General features: G+C 56.1%; 12 protein-coding genes. 11 read left to right on the forward strand and 1 reads right to left on the reverse strand.

From position 1 onward, the window contains the following. The first annotated feature begins 1,036 nt into the window (after window positions 1–1,036). From BUS06_RS07750 to BUS06_RS07800, 11 genes are all read left to right on the forward strand, one after another. Window positions 1,037–3,475, forward strand: a complete 2,439-nt coding sequence (locus BUS06_RS07750; RefSeq protein WP_254368780.1) for a tellurite resistance TerB family protein — start codon at window positions 1,037–1,039, stop codon at window positions 3,473–3,475. Then, window positions 3,472–4,770, forward strand: a complete 1,299-nt coding sequence (locus BUS06_RS07755) for an ATP-binding protein (RefSeq protein ID WP_074263749.1) — start codon at window positions 3,472–3,474, stop codon at window positions 4,768–4,770. Before BUS06_RS07750 ends, BUS06_RS07755 begins: the two co-directional genes overlap by 4 nt. Beyond that, window positions 4,742–6,964: a DEAD/DEAH box helicase gene (locus BUS06_RS07760; protein ID WP_074263750.1), complete on the forward strand. Its 2,223-nt coding sequence runs from the start codon at window positions 4,742–4,744 to the stop codon at window positions 6,962–6,964. The genes BUS06_RS07755 and BUS06_RS07760 overlap by 29 nt, the downstream gene beginning before the upstream one ends. Before the next feature lie 29 nt (window positions 6,965–6,993). Beyond that, window positions 6,994–10,092, forward strand: coding sequence for a DEAD/DEAH box helicase (locus BUS06_RS07765; RefSeq protein ID WP_074263751.1), 3,099 nt, complete (start codon window positions 6,994–6,996; stop codon window positions 10,090–10,092). Window positions 10,093–10,173: 81 nt separating this feature from the next. Next, window positions 10,174–11,013 (forward strand): MFS transporter, encoded by an 840-nt coding sequence (locus BUS06_RS07770; protein WP_074263752.1) that lies wholly within the window; start codon window positions 10,174–10,176, stop codon window positions 11,011–11,013. A gap of 75 nt (window positions 11,014–11,088) precedes the next feature. Next, window positions 11,089–11,706, forward strand: a complete 618-nt coding sequence (locus BUS06_RS07775; protein ID WP_074263753.1) for a hypothetical protein — start codon at window positions 11,089–11,091, stop codon at window positions 11,704–11,706. 205 nt (window positions 11,707–11,911) lie between these two features. Further along, the gene (locus BUS06_RS07780) at window positions 11,912–12,298 is read left to right on the forward strand and encodes a hypothetical protein (RefSeq protein WP_254368781.1); all 387 of its coding nucleotides are present in this window, start codon (window positions 11,912–11,914) and stop codon (window positions 12,296–12,298) included. A gap of 2 nt (window positions 12,299–12,300) precedes the next feature. Next, complete coding sequence (locus BUS06_RS07785; RefSeq protein WP_074263755.1) at window positions 12,301–13,632, forward strand: nucleoside 2-deoxyribosyltransferase; 1,332 nt, start codon at window positions 12,301–12,303, stop codon at window positions 13,630–13,632. Further along, window positions 13,629–14,249, forward strand: a complete 621-nt coding sequence (locus tag BUS06_RS07790) for a 7-cyano-7-deazaguanine synthase (RefSeq protein WP_074263756.1) — start codon at window positions 13,629–13,631, stop codon at window positions 14,247–14,249. Before BUS06_RS07785 ends, BUS06_RS07790 begins: the two co-directional genes overlap by 4 nt. After that, window positions 14,246–14,911 carry an HhH-GDP family DNA glycosylase gene (locus tag BUS06_RS07795; protein ID WP_074263757.1) on the forward strand — a complete coding sequence of 222 codons (666 nt, stop codon included), beginning with the start codon at window positions 14,246–14,248 and terminating at the stop codon, window positions 14,909–14,911. The genes BUS06_RS07790 and BUS06_RS07795 overlap by 4 nt, the downstream gene beginning before the upstream one ends. A gap of 286 nt (window positions 14,912–15,197) precedes the next feature. After that, window positions 15,198–15,416, forward strand: coding sequence for a hypothetical protein (locus tag BUS06_RS07800; RefSeq protein ID WP_074263758.1), 219 nt, complete (start codon window positions 15,198–15,200; stop codon window positions 15,414–15,416). A gap of 206 nt (window positions 15,417–15,622) precedes the next feature. On the opposite strand, the gene BUS06_RS07805 is transcribed toward BUS06_RS07800, so the two are convergent. Beyond that, window positions 15,623–16,243, reverse strand: a complete 621-nt coding sequence (locus BUS06_RS07805; protein WP_254368782.1) for a hypothetical protein — start codon at window positions 16,241–16,243, stop codon at window positions 15,623–15,625. Between the last annotated feature and the right edge of the window lie 207 nt (window positions 16,244–16,450).

Below are 16,450 nucleotides of genomic sequence, written 5' to 3' on the forward strand. Positions count from 1 at the left end.
CATTAGCCGAGAGAAACGGGCCGTCGGGTGAGAAAGCAAATGGACCTTCGTGTATTAATAGCCCGAATTTATGGGATTGCGACTTTCACCGTTCCTAGCATTCCGATGTCGACAAACGATGGCATCTGGCGAAGTCGGTGACGGTGGAGTCCGCAACGCGATGAAGGCTGTCGGTGTTGGCAATATGGATTAGAAGTCGTTACACAGCAGCGAAATTTCGGCGGAAGAAGTCGTTACGTGAATGCAAGCAATTGATTTAAAAACGTAAACACTTCTAATCCGTCGACACCAAATCGCCCGTTCCCGAAGGGAAATTCCGGAAAAAGTGTCTCGGAATGAATCCTTCGAGCGAGCGGACCGGGGCCGAGGTGGGGAGCACCATTAGTTTCGGTTAAGAGCGGCTCCTCGCTGACTCTAAGTCCTTGTCAGCAAAGGGATTAACCGGAACTAATGGTCACGTCTCATTGCCGCAGCTTCCAACGGACCGTCTGACGCTCCGAGGCGGTAACAAAAACCGCCCACCGCCCCGGCCAGATAGTCTCCCGGCCACTCCCGTTGCCAGCAATTCGACCGCCTTCCGAATTTCCCTGACAGCATTCAGTCGCACCATCGTGGTCCATTCCCCGCCGATATTGCCTTTATCTGCCCACGACCGTTCCTGCGAATATCCCATAGCGGCAATTTCCCTCATTGGGCACCGCGTCAGGCACAAAGCAGTTGCGCAAATCGGCGAGTTGGCGTGCGATGTAAGTGAGCGCAAACTTTCGGCTTGCTTGTCTGCAGGGCTACTTAGAATGTTCCATCGCAAATAGAACGATGTGATTTATACGGCCTTATAGCAATCGGGTGGTCTTTTACCGACCGTTCCGCTATCCAACGAAGAGCGTGTAGAACGCCCCTCGTTTCGCCAAATCAAATTCCGTTGTTAAGCCCAGACTATGTTTTCATAGACGGAACGTCCCGTGTTTGTCAGCCGACCGCGCGGGACCGCTTGATTTGGTCGTACTATACTGCTCAAAATTGCGGCAATGACCGGATGAGTCATCCGCAAAATTCAAAAGACGCGAGAGAGATTGAGACCATGGGCCGGAAGGCGAAGAAATCGGGCTCCGGCACGGGCATGCTGGTTGTCGCCATCGTTGTTGCCATCATAGTTGCCCCCAAGGGCGGCTTAACCGTATTCCTTGTCTTCGTGCTGGGCTGCGTGCTCGTTGCCATCTTCTCGAAAAAAAAGGAACCGGCGACTGCCGCCAACAGCAGCGAATCTTCCCGAGCCGAACCAAATGGGCTCAACGTGAGTGTGTCGATGACGTCCGCCCCCACGCGCAAAAGCCGAGTTCAGTCGGTCGACGAGTTTTTAACAGTAACTCTGTCATCGGATTCACCCTCTTCCTCGTATCGCATTGAGCGCCCCTCGCTTGAAACGGCTCCTAACGTTCGTTGGGTGAGTGCCGAAGAGTCCATAGAAATCGTTGGATTATCCATTACGGGCGGCAGGTTCTACGTGGGGGTACCCAAGCGAGCCGAGGCCAACAGCCTTGACGGATGTGTCCTGAACCCGAAAGCGAACGTCGCGAAGTCTCCGAGCGACGTCTCGACCGGGACCACCGATTACTGGATAAGCTACCACTCATTTTCGGCAGAGCAGCGTCGCGCATACCTGCAATGGTTGGCTTCGGACCGCTCCGACCCGCGGGCCCATCGAAGCTACCCCCTGCTATACCTCTACGGATTGGAGAGACGTGTTCTGGTCGATGGACTGCAGGGCAAGGTCGACAAGACCGAGCTCGAATCTATCTCGACTGAGCTCAAACGCCTGCATTCAGTTTATTCGGCCGTCTTGCAGACCAGCTACTTAGAGAGCCTGGTTGACTTCATATCCGTACATCTGGTCCAGCCTGCACGCCAGTACGAGCAAGCGCCCGGAACTATCATCAATGCGTTCGAGGTGCCGCTGAGCGTTCGTGTGGCATTCGGCCAGGCAGCGATAGACAAGAAGCCGGTACCCGTGAACTGGGCACTCGCATGGGCGTTAGGCGACGGTGCCGTGTACAAGCGAACTCCCGTTACACGCTGCGAGAACGAATTCCGTCAGCTCTTCCTTCGAAAATACGCGGAGCAGTTTCGCGAGGGTATCAAGCTGACGGCGAACAAGACGAAGCTAAAGGGCTCACCTCGCACTGCTTTTCCAGCATTGCAGAGCATCGAATATCCGGACTACATTACCTCGCTTCCCGACATCGCCGCAGTAACGGGGCCTCGGAACAAAATCCAGCAACTGGTCAATGAATGTTCGGATGCCCTTGATGGTTACAGCAGATTCCTTGGAAGAAATCCAGATGCTCACGGGACGTTGGAAAGCGCCCTCATGCTTCCAATCGACCTCTGGCCGGAATCCGCACGCCAGGAACTTAGCTCTTTAGTGGCAGCCGTGGCCAATGCGCCGGCAGTGATGACGTTCGGCGACCTCTTTGGTCGTTTCAAGGCGTCGGGCAACATCACGCGCGACAAACTGACCGCATTCGCACGTGTTCTCGGAGAGTCCGGCGTTGCAGTCGAACCCGATGTTCGAATTACCGGTAGGGCTGCAAAAGGCGGCGACTTCGTTGCCTTGTATGCAACGCCGCCAAGCGCCTCTATCAATCAGGTCGATGAAAACTATCTGTCAATCGCCCTGATGGTCGACCTGGCAGCATCGATTGCAATGGCAGACGGCAAGGGGTCCGAGCAGGAGACTGCGACCATTTATCGCCAGATTGAATCGTGGCCCGAACTCACTCCGAGGCAACAGGCGCGGCTTAAAGCGCGTGCCGCTGTACAGTTTGCCCAGCCGCCGAGCCTTGCCAGCTTGAAGAAGCGCCTTGAGCCACTATCGTTAGAAGCGAAGATTGTTGCGGCGTCGCTGGTGGTCCAAACCGCGAACGCTGACGGCGTTGTGTCTCCGGCTGCGGTGAAGATGCTGGAAAAGCTCTACCAGATACTAGGTCTGGACTCGACGCGACTTTATAGCGACCTTCACGGCAATGCGGTTGTCGGCGGACCTTCTACCCAAACGACACCCGCAACCTCCGGGAAGGAATCGCCGGCCGCATCCAAAGCGGCTTTCTCGCTGGATTCTTCCCGAATTGAAGCTCTGCAGAAAGAGACCGCAAAGGTTTCGGCGCTATTGGCTGGTGTCTTCGCTGAAGATGAGCCAGTAGCCGAGACCGCCGATGACGTCGCAGAGCAGCCAACAGCGAGAGGTCTGCTTGGACTCGACGACGCACATTCCACGTTCTTGCGCCTACTTCTTTCACGACCGTCCTGGACTCGCTCGGAGCTGGCGGACGCAGCCTCTGACCTCGACTTAATGCTCGACGGCGCTATCGAACAGGTAAACGAAGCTTCTCTCGACCATTGGGATGAACCACTCACCGACGGCGACGACCCGGTCGAAATCAATCAGGAATTTGCACAAAGGTTAGCCACATCATGACAGCCATTCGCCCGAAGGACCGCGACGCGGTCCTTCAATCTCTCCGTGCCGGTGTTGTTCCCCGAATCGGACAGCATCTAATCCAGGTTGGTCGCGTCAAAGAACTGGAGGCGCTGATTCAGGATATCACGCGAGTGGCGGATGGCGGCTCAAGCTTCCGCGTCGTCGTTGGCGAATACGGTGCCGGGAAAACGTTCTTCCTGAATCTCGTCCGAGCCATCGCACTCGAGAAGAAACTCGTCACCGTACATGCGGACCTGAATCCTGACCGGCGCCTGCATGCATCGGGAGGACAGGCTCGCTCGCTCTATGCCGAGCTCGCCAAGAACATGTCGACGCGCACGAAGCCGGACGGCGGAGCCCTAGCTGGCATTGTCGAGAAATTCATCGGAGAGGCCAAGACCGAAGCCAAGGCGACTAGCCGAACGAGCGAGGAAGTAATTCGTACGCAGCTAAACGAGTTGACCGAGATGGTGAATGGCTACGACTTTGCGGATGTCATTGCTGCCTACTGCCGCGGTTTCGACGAAGGAAACGAGCAACTCAAGGGCGATGCGATTCGCTGGTTGCGCGGTGAGTTCTCCACCAAGACCGATGCCCGCGCTGCACTCGGGGTTCGTACCATCATCGATGACGCATCGGTGTACGACCAACTCAAGCTCATGGCTCGGTTTGTCAAACTCGCCGGGTACGGCGGGATGATGGTGTGCCTCGACGAGCTGGTGAACCTGTACAAACTCGCGAACGTCCAGGCGCGGAACTCGAACTACGAACAGATTCTGCGGATTCTCAACGATTCGCTCCAGGGCTCTGCAGAAGGATTGGGGTTCGTTCTTGGGGGTACTCCCGAGTTTCTGCTCGATACGAAGCGGGGGCTCTATAGCTACACCGCACTTCAGTCGCGGCTTGCCGAAAACACGTTCGCCACGAATGGTTTTGTCGACTACACCGGTCCGGTGATACGGCTGGCCAGCCTTACGCCTGAGGACTTTTATGTCCTCCTGGATAAGATTCGCATCGTCCACGCGTTCGGCGACGCGACCAAGGCGATGTTGCCGCAGGAGGCGATTCCGGCCTTCATGGCGCATTGCGCCATGCGGCTCGGAGACACCTATTTCAGAACGCCGCGCACGACGATAACGGCGTTCATTAACCTGTTAGCGGTTCTGGAACAAAATCCGTCGGCTGACTGGCGGCAGTTGATTGGGACGCTCGAAGTCGAGAAGGATACGGGAGGCGTGGCTGACGTTGCGACCGAGGGTGACGATGAACTCGCCAGCTTCCGCCTCGGCTGACTCCCGAAGCTTCGACCTGCTCCACGAAAAGATTCGACGTTGGGTCTGGAGGGAGGGGTGGACCGAGCTACGCGACGCGCAGGAGCGCGCCGTTCCCGCGCTCATCAATGCAGACCGTGACATCATCATCGCAGCCGCGACGGCGGCCGGGAAAACGGAAGCTGCGTTCCTTCCCATTCTGTCGAATTTGCTGCGCGACGAGCCGTGTACCGGGTCGGTGCTTTATATCAGCCCGTTGAAGGCCCTTATCAACGACCAATGGTCGCGATTGAATGACCTTTGCGAAGAACTTGAGATTCCCGTGATTGGTTGGCATGGAGACGTGTCAGCTAGCCGCAAGCAGCGATTCTTTAAGAATCCAAAGGGCGTTCTGCTGATAACACCCGAGTCTCTCGAAGCGATGTTTGTCAATCGTGGTTCGTCCTTGCAGGCAACATTCGGCGCGCTGCGCTACATCGTTGTCGACGAATTACATGCGTTTATTGGCTCTGAGCGCGGGAAGCAACTCCAGTCGCTGATGCATCGTGTCGAACGAGTATGTGGGCGACGAGTGCCACGCGTAGGGCTTTCGGCCACTCTCGGCGACATGCAACTTGCAGCGCGATTTCTGCGGGCAGGTGGCGAGGGTGCAGTCGAAATAGTTGACTCGAAGAGCGGTGGGCAAGAACTGAAGGTCCTGATAAAGGGATTTGTCCTTCGGCCGCCAAGAATTGAAGTTGAGCCTGATTTGGAAAACCCGGTTCTCGAGGATGCAGTTGCCGGCAGTACCGTTGATGTGGCCAACCAGATATATGCCTCTCTGCGGGGCTCTAACAACCTCATATTCCCCAACAGCCGCAGGCAAGTCGAGACTTATGCCGACTTGCTACGCCGCGCGTGTGAGCGAGATGGGTATCCGAACGAGTTCTGGCCTCACCACGGAAGCCTTTCGAAGGAACTACGGGAAGATACGGAGCGAGCACTCAAAGATGGTACAAGACCGGCGAGTGCCATTTGCACTACTACCCTCGAGCTTGGAATCGATATCGGCGCAGTAAAGAGCATCGCGCAGATTGGTGCACCGCCATCTGTAGCGAGCCTTCGTCAACGTCTCGGGCGCTCAGGCCGGCGCAAGGGAGAGCCGGCAATCTTGCGTGGGTACTGCGTCGAATCGGAGCTGAAGGCGGATTCAGATTTTTCGGACCGCATACGGGAAAGCCTTGTCCAGTCAGTCGCGATGGTAAATCTTTTGATGCGCGGGTGGTTCGAACCGCCTAGGGTTGGCGGAATGCATGCGTCGACGCTAGTCCAGCAGATTCTTTCGATTATCGCCGAACGTTGTGGTTGTACCGCTGGAGAGCTTTGGGGCTGCCTGATAGCTAGTGGCACGTTCGAGGCAATAGATAAGTCCACTTTCACCGAGGTCTTGCAGCATCTCGGCAAACTAGACCTCATCGTCCAATCGTCCAACGGGCTACTGCTTCATGGCGGAGTCGGGGAGAAACTGGTTAACCACTATGAGTTCTATTCGGCTTTCACCACCGACGAAGAATTTCGTGTGGTTGCCGGCGGACGCCAGCTTGGAAGCGTGCCAGTGGCTCATCCGATGACCAAGGGTCAAGGCTTGATATTCGGGGGGCGACGCTGGCGTGTCGAAGAGGTCGACCAGGAAGGAAAGACTATCTACGTAATATCAGACAAAGGCGGCGCTCCGCCGCAATTTGATGGCAATGGCGCGATGGTGCACGACGAAGTGCGGCGCGAAATGCGACGTATCCTCGGCAGTAGTGAACCCATATTCTTGCTTGACGCTCGAGGACAAGAGTTACTCCACGAGGCGCGTCGCTACTACACTGATGCGTCGCTAACAAGTACCGCGATTTTCCAAGAGGGCAGCTCCGTGCTTTTGGCAACGTGGTGTGGCGACTGGCTTAATGATGCGCTGGTGCTGCTGCTGCGCACAAACAAACTTGATGCATACAACAATGGCGTGGCGATTAGCGTATCTAATGGGAGTGTCGACCGCGTGGTCGCTGTACTACGCGACGTAGGTAGATTCGACGCCGAGGCAGCAATGGAAGTCGTGTCTGAAATTGAGAATATCGACCGCGAGAAGTGGGACTGGGCACTACCCGTGTCAGTCAAGCGCACAGCATTCGCATCCAGCCATCTGGACGTTGAGGGCGCTTTGTCGTTTGCTAGGCATGCCTCTTAGTATATTTTCGCTTAACGGCGGGAGAAGCTATGGCGTTTAGAGGATTGTTTATCGGGATTGACCGATATCGCTCTCAATACATCGACTGGCTTTCGTGCTCTGCACGCGACGCCCGCGCACTGGACGCATTGTTTTCGGACAACCTAGGCGGCGACGCTGTCCTCCTAGTTGACGAAGATGCGACTCGGGCCCAGATAGAGTCCGAATTTTTGGCTCTTCGAGAGACATCCGTTGATGACGTTGTGGTGATAACTTACTCCGGGCACGGTACGGAGACCCATCAGCTCGTCGCCTACGATACGGACGTCGCTGACTTGGCCGGAACGACGATTTCCCTTCAATGGATTGCCGACCGGTTCTCCGAGATTCCCGCTCGTCGACTAATACTTTTTCTTGACTGCTGTTTCGCGGGAGGAATTGGTGCAAAAGTGTTGCAGGTCGCGGAGGTCTCGCGAGACATGTCGTCCGCCGAAGCAAGGCTCGAGCGGATATCCGGACAGGGACGACTCATTGTCACTGCGTCTGGTGCAAATGAACCGGCGTGGGAGAACCGTCGACTGAGGCACGGTGTTTTCACTCACTATCTGCTGGAAGCATTGCAGGGCACGCCTGAAAGTGCGTCAGGCGGACGGGTGAGCGTCTATCAGCTAATTGAGTACGTCGTTCGACGAGTGGTTGACCACACGGCAAATTCGGACGAACCTCAGAATCCGGCAATGCGGGGAACCATAGACGGCGAGTTTTCATGGCCCATTTTCCAAGCTGGCGGCCTATATCGCTCGGCATTCCCCGAGCTTGCCGGCGCAATCGCCACATCCGACGTATCGTCATTAAGGCATTTTGGTTTTCCAGCAGAGATGGTTGAGGCTTGGGCAAGCGCCATTCCGTCCCTCAACGAACTGCAGATATCCGCCATCAATGAATATGGCGTGCTGCGCGGCGAGAATCTGCTGGTATCAGCGCCAACATCCTCCGGAAAGACGATGATTGGTGAGCTCGCATCCCTGAACTCGATACTTAGCAGAGGTCGCGCTGCCTTCCTGTTTCCGCTGAAGGCGCTCGTAGCCGACAAACTGGCGCACTTCACCGAAGTCTACGGTCGCCTTGGCGTCCGTACCATCGAAGCGACTGGCGAGACTGACGACCTACGCCCCCTACTCAAAGGTCAATATGATGTCGCGTTGTTGACGTATGAGAAGTTCACGTCGATTTGCGTCACGTTCCCTCACGTACTGCGACAGCTGGATGTAATAGTTGTCGACGAAACACAAATGATTGCGGACGAGTCTCGGGGAGCAAACCTTGAATTCATGCTGACGCTTTTTCGCGCGCGACAGAGCGGTGGCGCTACCCCGCAATTGATTGCACTGTCGGCCGTTATTGGAGAGACAAATGGTTTTGAGCGTTGGCTCGGAGGACGCCTTCTCAGGAAAACCGAGCGGCCAGTCCCGCTAGACGAGGGCATCCTCTACCGCGATGGGACCTTCCGCTATATACAAGGGGAATCGGGTCGGGAAACGGTCCAACAGCACTTCGTTCTTCCGGCGTTTGGGAAGGGCAGCAGTCAAGACCTCATCATTCCGCTAGTACGAAAGCTAGTAGAGGCCGGGGAGCAGGTCATTGTGTTTCGTGAGCAAAAGGGTGAAACGCGCGGGTGCGCAAAGTATCTCGCGGCCGCGCTGCAACTGCCATCCGCCCCGGCTGCTCTCTCCCAGTTGCCTTCGACCGATGCATCACTGGCGTCTGGTGACCTGAAACTCACCTTGGAAGGTGGGGTAGCGTTTCACAATGCCGACCTTCAACGCGAAGAGCGCGCGGTTGTGGAGCAACACTTTCGGGCAGCGGACGCCACGATACGGGTTATTGTCGCCACAACCACATTGGCGATGGGCATAAACACGCCCGCTTCGTCGGTCGTAGTAGTTGGGTTGACGCATCCGATTGACAAGCCTTATACGGTTGCGGAATACAAAAACCTTTGTGGACGAGCAGGACGGCTGGGGTTCTCTGAACACGGCAAATCGCTTTTGATTGCGACGAATCCGGGCACGGAAACGGTTTACTGGAACAACTACGTCTTGGGTACGCCTGAAGACCTGCGGTCGAGGTTCTTCGACAGCTCGACCGACCCTCGCACGCTTATTTGCAGATTGATGACTGCGACACAGCGATGGACGCAAGCTGGATTCACCGCCGAGCAACTGGCGACGTTTCTTGAGAGCAGTTTCGGCGCGTACATCGCGAGAACGCGCGAAGATAGCTGGAAGCTTAGCCACAGTGGGCTCATCGAGTCCATCAGTTCGCTCGAACGGCATGGCCTCATCGAACGAAATGAGGCTGCGAAACTGCAACTGACGGACATCGGGAAAGTTGTCGGCGAGACTGGTATCCAGGTCGCATCAGCGATATCTATAGTGGAGTGTTTACGTCAAGTTCTGGCTGACCAGGTTACTGACCCCACCCTACTCACCGTTGTTCAACTTGCACAAGAACTCGACGAATCGTATATCCCGATAAATTCGTCGAGTACGCTCAAGGAGCCGCAGCATTGGTATTTCCAACTCCGGCAACAGCATGTTCCCGCCTCGGTACTTACTAGGCTTCGCGAAAGTGCCGGCGACACCAAGCGTGCGACACAACGCGCGAAACGTGCCGTCGCCTGCTTGCTATATATATCAGGCATGCCGATGCAAGCAATCGAAAAGACGCTCCGTCAATTCGGCGGAAGCTTCGACGGCTTGGCCGGGCCCGTTCGTTCGGTCGCGTCACGTACCTGCGACTTCCTTACTGCGACGGGGCGATTTTCAAACATCTTGCACCCGGCCATTGACCTGGACAAGCGCCTCGAACGGCTTTCCACACGTCTCACTCTCGGTGTGACGGCCGCCATTGCCGACTTGGCTGCTTACACAGGTGGAACCCTGACCCGTGGCGACTATGCGCAGCTTGAGTCATCCGGCTTCGTCACTGGAAGCGCAGTGATAGTCGCCTCCGATATTGAGCTCGCGAGATGCGTTTCGGGGTCGGCTGAGAAGGTGCAAGCCATTCGGTCGGGCGCCGAGGCGATGCTGAGAGAAGCCGAAGATGTAGAGGCACAGGCTATCGAAATTCCGGTCTACAAAGGATGAGGTGAAGCACGGAATCAACACCCTTGTCGCCTCAAAATCGCGATAAGGCATCTAACTAATAGGCAACAACAAGATACGTTCATGGACTATGAATCGCTGCGGGTCGGTGAAATTGACCCCGAATTGAACAAGGTAGTAACGAAGATGGTCATCCAACATTGCGATTTCGTCGTTTATCTCGATGAGGAACTCAACACACAGTGGCATGTTCGTGAACGAGAGGACCCCGTTCATTTCGGAAAAGTTCTGAACGCGGTCGCGGCAGTGGAACTTCGCTCTGACTTCTTGCGTGGCGATGCACAGCTATTCACTCGTGTTCGTTTGTTGGCGGGGGAAGCTCTCGCTCGTATCATTGATGACCGCGACGAAGACGCCGCGATGAGCGCAATCCAACATGCTGAAGTGATAATTGCCAAACGAAATGCTGAACTTTCGCGACACTGGTACTACATAGCTGCGCAAAAGTTGGTCTTTGGGTGCATCGTTTTCGCTGTATTCGCTTGGGTAACACGCAATTATCTACCGTGGGACGCGCTGCTAGGACACACCGCGTATCAGTTTATATTCTGCGCGGTGGCTGGCGCCGTTGGCGCGCTGATTTCGATAATCACTCGCAGCCATAGCATTGAGCTTGATGCTATGTCGGGCGAACTGGCACATCAAATCGAATCCCGCGCACGTATTGTTACTGGCATGGTTGCCGCGTTAGCATTTGGTCTGGCAACCAAGCTTGGCTGGCTATCTCTGTTTCACGGCAACCCAGGTTCAGTTCAGTTTCTGGTTTTGCTTGGACTGGCCTGCGGCGCAAGCGAACGCGCGGTTCCAAACTTTCTCAGTCGGTTCGACCCCGCCGGTGAACGGCAGCATGCTACCTCGAAGCAGCATGAGAAGGACGATAAATCCGTTAAGCCTTCAACCTGAATTCTTCAATGCGGGGAGGAAGGAATGTGCCCTCCATTAAATAAGCCGCCAAAGATTCTCGATAGAACCGCCGCTATGAAAACGAGCCCCGATTTGTTCAATATGGAAAGCTTGAGCTTCGATGACGAAAGACATGGACGCGCCGAAGGGGGCTTCTTGGCTCATGTGTTGAGGCACAGCAATAGAAGGCACAAGTATTTTTATTTTCGTACAGCGATTGAGCTACGTGCGATAGCCGAAAAGTTTGGGCGAAGTAACTACCGCTACCTCCACCTCTCATGTCACGCTGATGTGGAGGGCATATCGACAACCCTTGATTCGCTTAGCTATCAAGAACTTGCTGAGGCGCTTCGACCGTACCTGCGTGGTAAAAGAGTATTTTTCTCCGCCTGTGGCGCAGCTAATCAACAGAGTGCTGACGCATTGATGACCGCGACAGGTTGTTTGTCAGTCATGGGACCGTCCGAGGACATACGTTTCGATGATAACGCGATAGTCTGGGCATCGTTCTACCATCGCATTTTTCGACTGCCCGACAACGAGACTGAAGAACACGTGGTAGCTATGAAGCGTCAGCAACTTATCGACACCGCTTCAAGGCTCGCACAGTTCTACCATGTGCCGTTCAGGTTTTTCTATCGGGACAATTTCGGTCGCGTCCAGTCACGTGTGTTTTCGAAAAGAGTGCTTTAGCCGGTTAGCGAACGCTGTACCTTAGAGTGTCCACTGTTTCTTTGAGGAGTTCCCGCGCATTCATCACGCATAGAATGCGGAATGTTTGCGTACGGCTCGGTACCCCAAAGGAGGTCTTTTGTAGACTTACGCACAGAAAACGCACGCACAGAAAACGCACGTATACCGCAGGAAAAAACTTCATCAACCATTCGACGAGGGAATTATGGGAAGCTCAGGCTCGGGCTCGTTTTCGGACTATCCAGGAACAAAGGCCAAGGAAGTCGAGGGAGACGGAACTGGCATGGCAGGCGGTGCGAGCGGCGTTGACAGATGCAAGCAGGCGTTCCACGCGCTGCTGGAGGACGTCGGAAACAGCGACTTCTATTCGCAATTCGGGAATGTTCCTGCTGTTGGCGACCAGTTGGGCATTGCCTTCGACAAGAAGCGCATCTTCGCAGTCGACGTGAACGGCGTTAAGGTAGGAGCACTTCCCACGTCGTTCAATTATCTCGCGGCATGCCTGGCGAGCGACGTGACTTATGTTGGAGTGGTGAGTTCGTCCGCAGTCGTGCCCGTCCCCACCGTAGAGGCTGACTTCGTTCCGCAATAGCCATGACTCGAACAGACGCAGTTCTGATTGTTGGGGAGCTTGTTGTCGACTTTACGCTTGCTCAACATGGTGCAAAGTGCAAGCTTCGTTTGGGTGGGGTAGGCCACGCTGCGCGGGGACTCTGGGCTGCAGGGCTCGACTACGCCGTTGCAGCGTTCTGTCCGCAGTATCTCGTCGACGAAGCGAAGAGCTATCTGGCGAAGTGCGGGTGCAAAGAGTTCATCTGGCTCGGCGATGTCGTAGGCGCCCCGAACGTCATCCTCATCGGTGACGCGACGGAGGTTTCGCATCAAGGCTACGAAGACTTGATGCGCAACACCAAGGTAGTGAAATTCCACGACCCGCTGCCGAGCCTCGATGCTTACCAGAAGGTCGTCGTCTTCCCTGGCCGTTTCGATATCAGTGCTCTCTCCGGCGCATTTTCGAAGGACGCAAGGTTCTCGTTCGACGTCGCGTATGACCTCGAGGACCTGTCGTCGCTCATGACGTTTAACGGGCGCGTACAGGCAGTCATCATCTCGACGTCGTCTTCGCTGTTCGATGCGCTCGGCAGGTTCGACGTTGATGGGTTAATAGATGCGGTGAAGACGTTGTCGCCGGAGGTGTTTCTGCTCAAGGAGAATCGTGGAGGCAGCCGGCTCTTCGATTTGCGCGATGGCGGCGTCGAAGAAATCCCAGCAACGCTAGGTAAGACTGTCAACTCTGTCGGCGTGGGCGACGTCTATTCCTCTGTGATGGTGGGCCTCTCTCACATGGGATGGACGGAGGCGGCATGGCGTGGATGCCAGGCTGCGACGGTGTACTCACAGTCGACGTTTCCTGACGACATCAAGCGCGATGTGGAGCGCGGGTTCCGGCTTTCGTTGGATGTGCTGCAAGCGCTGGGCGGGACCATGCTTCCGTGGCACGACCGACCGCGTTACTCCATCTACCTTGCCGGCCCGGACGTCTCGTACGTCGAGAAGCAGGAACTCGACCGTGCTGTGGATAGCCTCACGTATCACAACTTCAGAGTGCGGCGTCCTATCCTGGAGAACGGCGAGTTGAAGCGGCCCGCGAGCCAGGGCGACCTGCGCCGCACGTATCTCATGGACTGTCAACTGCTGAAGGAATGCGATGCGGTCTTCGCAGTTCCTCTCGACCGTGACGCTGGCACGCTCGTCGAAATCGGCATGGCAATCGAGATGGGCAAGCCGGTCATCACCTACGACCCACGGCAGGAAAACGAGAACACGATGGTCGTCGTCGGAAGTTCGGTATACTCCGCCGACCTCGACGCGTGCCTCAACGGTACGTTCGACACGCTTGCCAAATTGAGGGCCGAATCGCAATGAAAAGAGCGCTTCTTCTGGCCTCTGGCGGCCTGGACTCAACGACAGTTGGATATCAGCTTGCGGCAACCGGCGCTGATGTCGTACCAATCTTTTTTGACTACGGGCAACATTGCGTAGAAGTCGAGTGGAGTCGCGTCAACGAAGTCTTGCCTGCCGATATGCAGCGGCCTGAGCGGTTCGACATCTCGGACATATTCAGAGGCTCGCAGTCGCGCTTAATCCGCGAGGCTGACCTCTGGACTGAAGAGGTCAAGGACGACGACTTGTACATCCCGTACCGAACGTTGCTGTTTTTCGCCGTTGCAGCGGCGCGTGCACAGACCGTCGGTATCCTGGATGTCTATACTGGCTTCATCAACAGCAACCACGCCAAAGAAATTGACTGCACTACCGCGTTTATGAACAGCCTCGACGGACTCACATCGACCATTGGTCCCGTTCGCTTCCACTCTCCGTTCCGCTACTCGTCCAAGGCCGACGTGGCCCGGGCGGCTGCGGAGCTTGGCGTGCCTATCGGCCGTACCTACTCGTGTCAGGCGTCCGCACAGTTTCCGTGCGGCGCATGTCCGAACTGCGTCGAGCGCCTGAACGCATTGAAAGAGGCGAAGTTAGTATGAGCAGGACTGGAGCTAAAGGGGCCGCCATCGAGGTGTTGCTCGCAGCGCGTCGTATCGCCGACCATGCGAAGGTTGAAGGCGCGCTCTTTGAGGAGAAGCACCCGCGTGCTACGTGCGAGCACCTGGGAGCCGTTCTCGCAGATTCCGTGCTCCAGGCGGGGCTCAACTACACGACTGTTGTACGTCCGCGTGTACTGGCCATCCTGCGGGCACATCCGAATCGCTTCACGATTTCCTCGTTGGTCGCGCTGATTCAAGACGGCAAGACAGGTGCTTTCCTGAACTGGCGCCACCATGAGAAGGTGACTCGCTTCGAAGCGCTGGTCATCTTCTTGAAAGGGTGGGGAATCGAAGACGTTAAGGATTTGCGCGCCGGTCTGGCATCTGAGGAGTTCTGCGATGCGATTCAGACTGTCAACGGAATCGGCCCGAAGACCGTGGACTACATGGCGTGTCTCGTTGGTATCGACTCCATCGCTGTGGACCGTCACATAAGGACGTTTGCAAAGGCGGTAGGTGTCGAGAACGATGACTATCACTTCCTGCGCAAGTCGTTTTGCTGCGCAGCCGACCTTCTGTCGCTGCCGCGACGCGAGTTTGATGCTTGGCTCTGGCGCCGCGCTGCGGCGCCGGCCCAAGTGCAGTTGACCCTCGAGGTATGAGCGCGTCAACGGCCCGTCCCATTGGTGAGTGTGGCATTCGGCGGTGAAACCTGCCTTGCGGCAATGCTCTATGCTTGCCCGGCTGATGCTCAATCGTCTCACTATTTGTGAGCACCTTGTACGTTCGGAGCCGTGTTCGACCTCGCCACGAGTGAGCATGGCACGCGGGTCTTCACCTGAAGTGCAAAGTGATAAGTGACAGTGCATCTCAACAAGACTAAAGATTCTTGGCGGTTGTCCGTTATGTCCAGAGGTCAGACAGTTTGATTTTCTAACGGACAACGGTATGAAGCTCGATAAGAAGAATCTTGTGTTTGTACTTTTCGCGACCGCCGTTATGTCGGGTTGTGGGAAGAGCAACAGTCACGGTCAGGATGCAACTGGCGCCGTGGTATCGCTATCTCAGGACGCCGCGTCTGTATCGAACGCAGTGAGACGTATGCAATTTGGCGAGCTGTTCGTAGCCGACGGAATGACAATGTCGAACCCAAAAGGGAAATCGTGATTGACGGCAAACTTCGCCGCGCCCACGAGGTTTTGCTCCCTTCAGTGACGTTCGACGGACAGGCTCTCTACACGGAGGTGCTTGGGACTTACGATGTTCGCGAACTAAAGGATGGCTCGCTCGAACTTGTGAAGTTCTACGAGTAGGGACGGTGCGACCTTCGGTGCCGCCCCGGCTAGATGTGCAGGGGCGGCAGGCTGTTGTGGTCAGAAGGATGGGTTCGGCTCGCCCAGCCATCGTAGGCTTGCCTTCTCCACCTCAAGACGGTCGTCACCGAAGAGGCGCCGGCCGAATCGCTCCACCGTTAGCGTGGCGCGCACATCAATTTCATGGCCGTAATACGCGCGGTCATCATCCTGGTCGACCGTGACCAGACCTTCGATTTCCGTGCTCAGGTCGTTGCCATCGTACTCATCGAGCGTCTCCCACCACGGCAACTCAATATCAATCCGCGGGAACGTACCGTTGGTCATCGCCACTTCGGACTCGACATGTCCATCGTTGATTATTGCGAGCTCGAAGTGACTCTGGACGTCGGTTAGCCAGTCCTCGTTGTCGGAATAGGTGCGCGCCACCGGAAAGCGCATCTCCAGCGCAGCGAAGAGCGTCTGCGCAAACGCGCTGCCGTCGTAACCGAGCTGGGTGGCCCGGTCGTGAAGCCGCCCAAGGTTGGAGACGATGACCGACGGGAGTGGTAGCCCGGCACCGCCAGTGGACGCTCGGTAGGAAGCAAGATTTGTTGTGCCCGAACGCAGCAGCGGCAAGCTGCTGGGAATGGCCAGTCGAGGGCGAGATGCCTTGAGCCGCGAGCGCGTGACGAACGGCAAACACAATAGCGGATACCGTGTCTCGATGACTGGCCTGAATCGACGATATAGACCAGCGCCAATTCGGTAGCCGTCGCGTCGCGCATAATCGCGCCGCAGATTTCTATCATAGCTACCCGTCGTCGCGGAATGCTACTGAAGGCTTGCATCGTCTGACAAAAACCTGAACGCGGAAACGCCGATGCGGTGTGTGGGGCCGAAGCCTTG

This window comes from Paraburkholderia phenazinium, assembly GCF_900141745.1.
GTDB classification, from domain to species: domain Bacteria; phylum Pseudomonadota; class Gammaproteobacteria; order Burkholderiales; family Burkholderiaceae; genus Paraburkholderia; species Paraburkholderia phenazinium_B.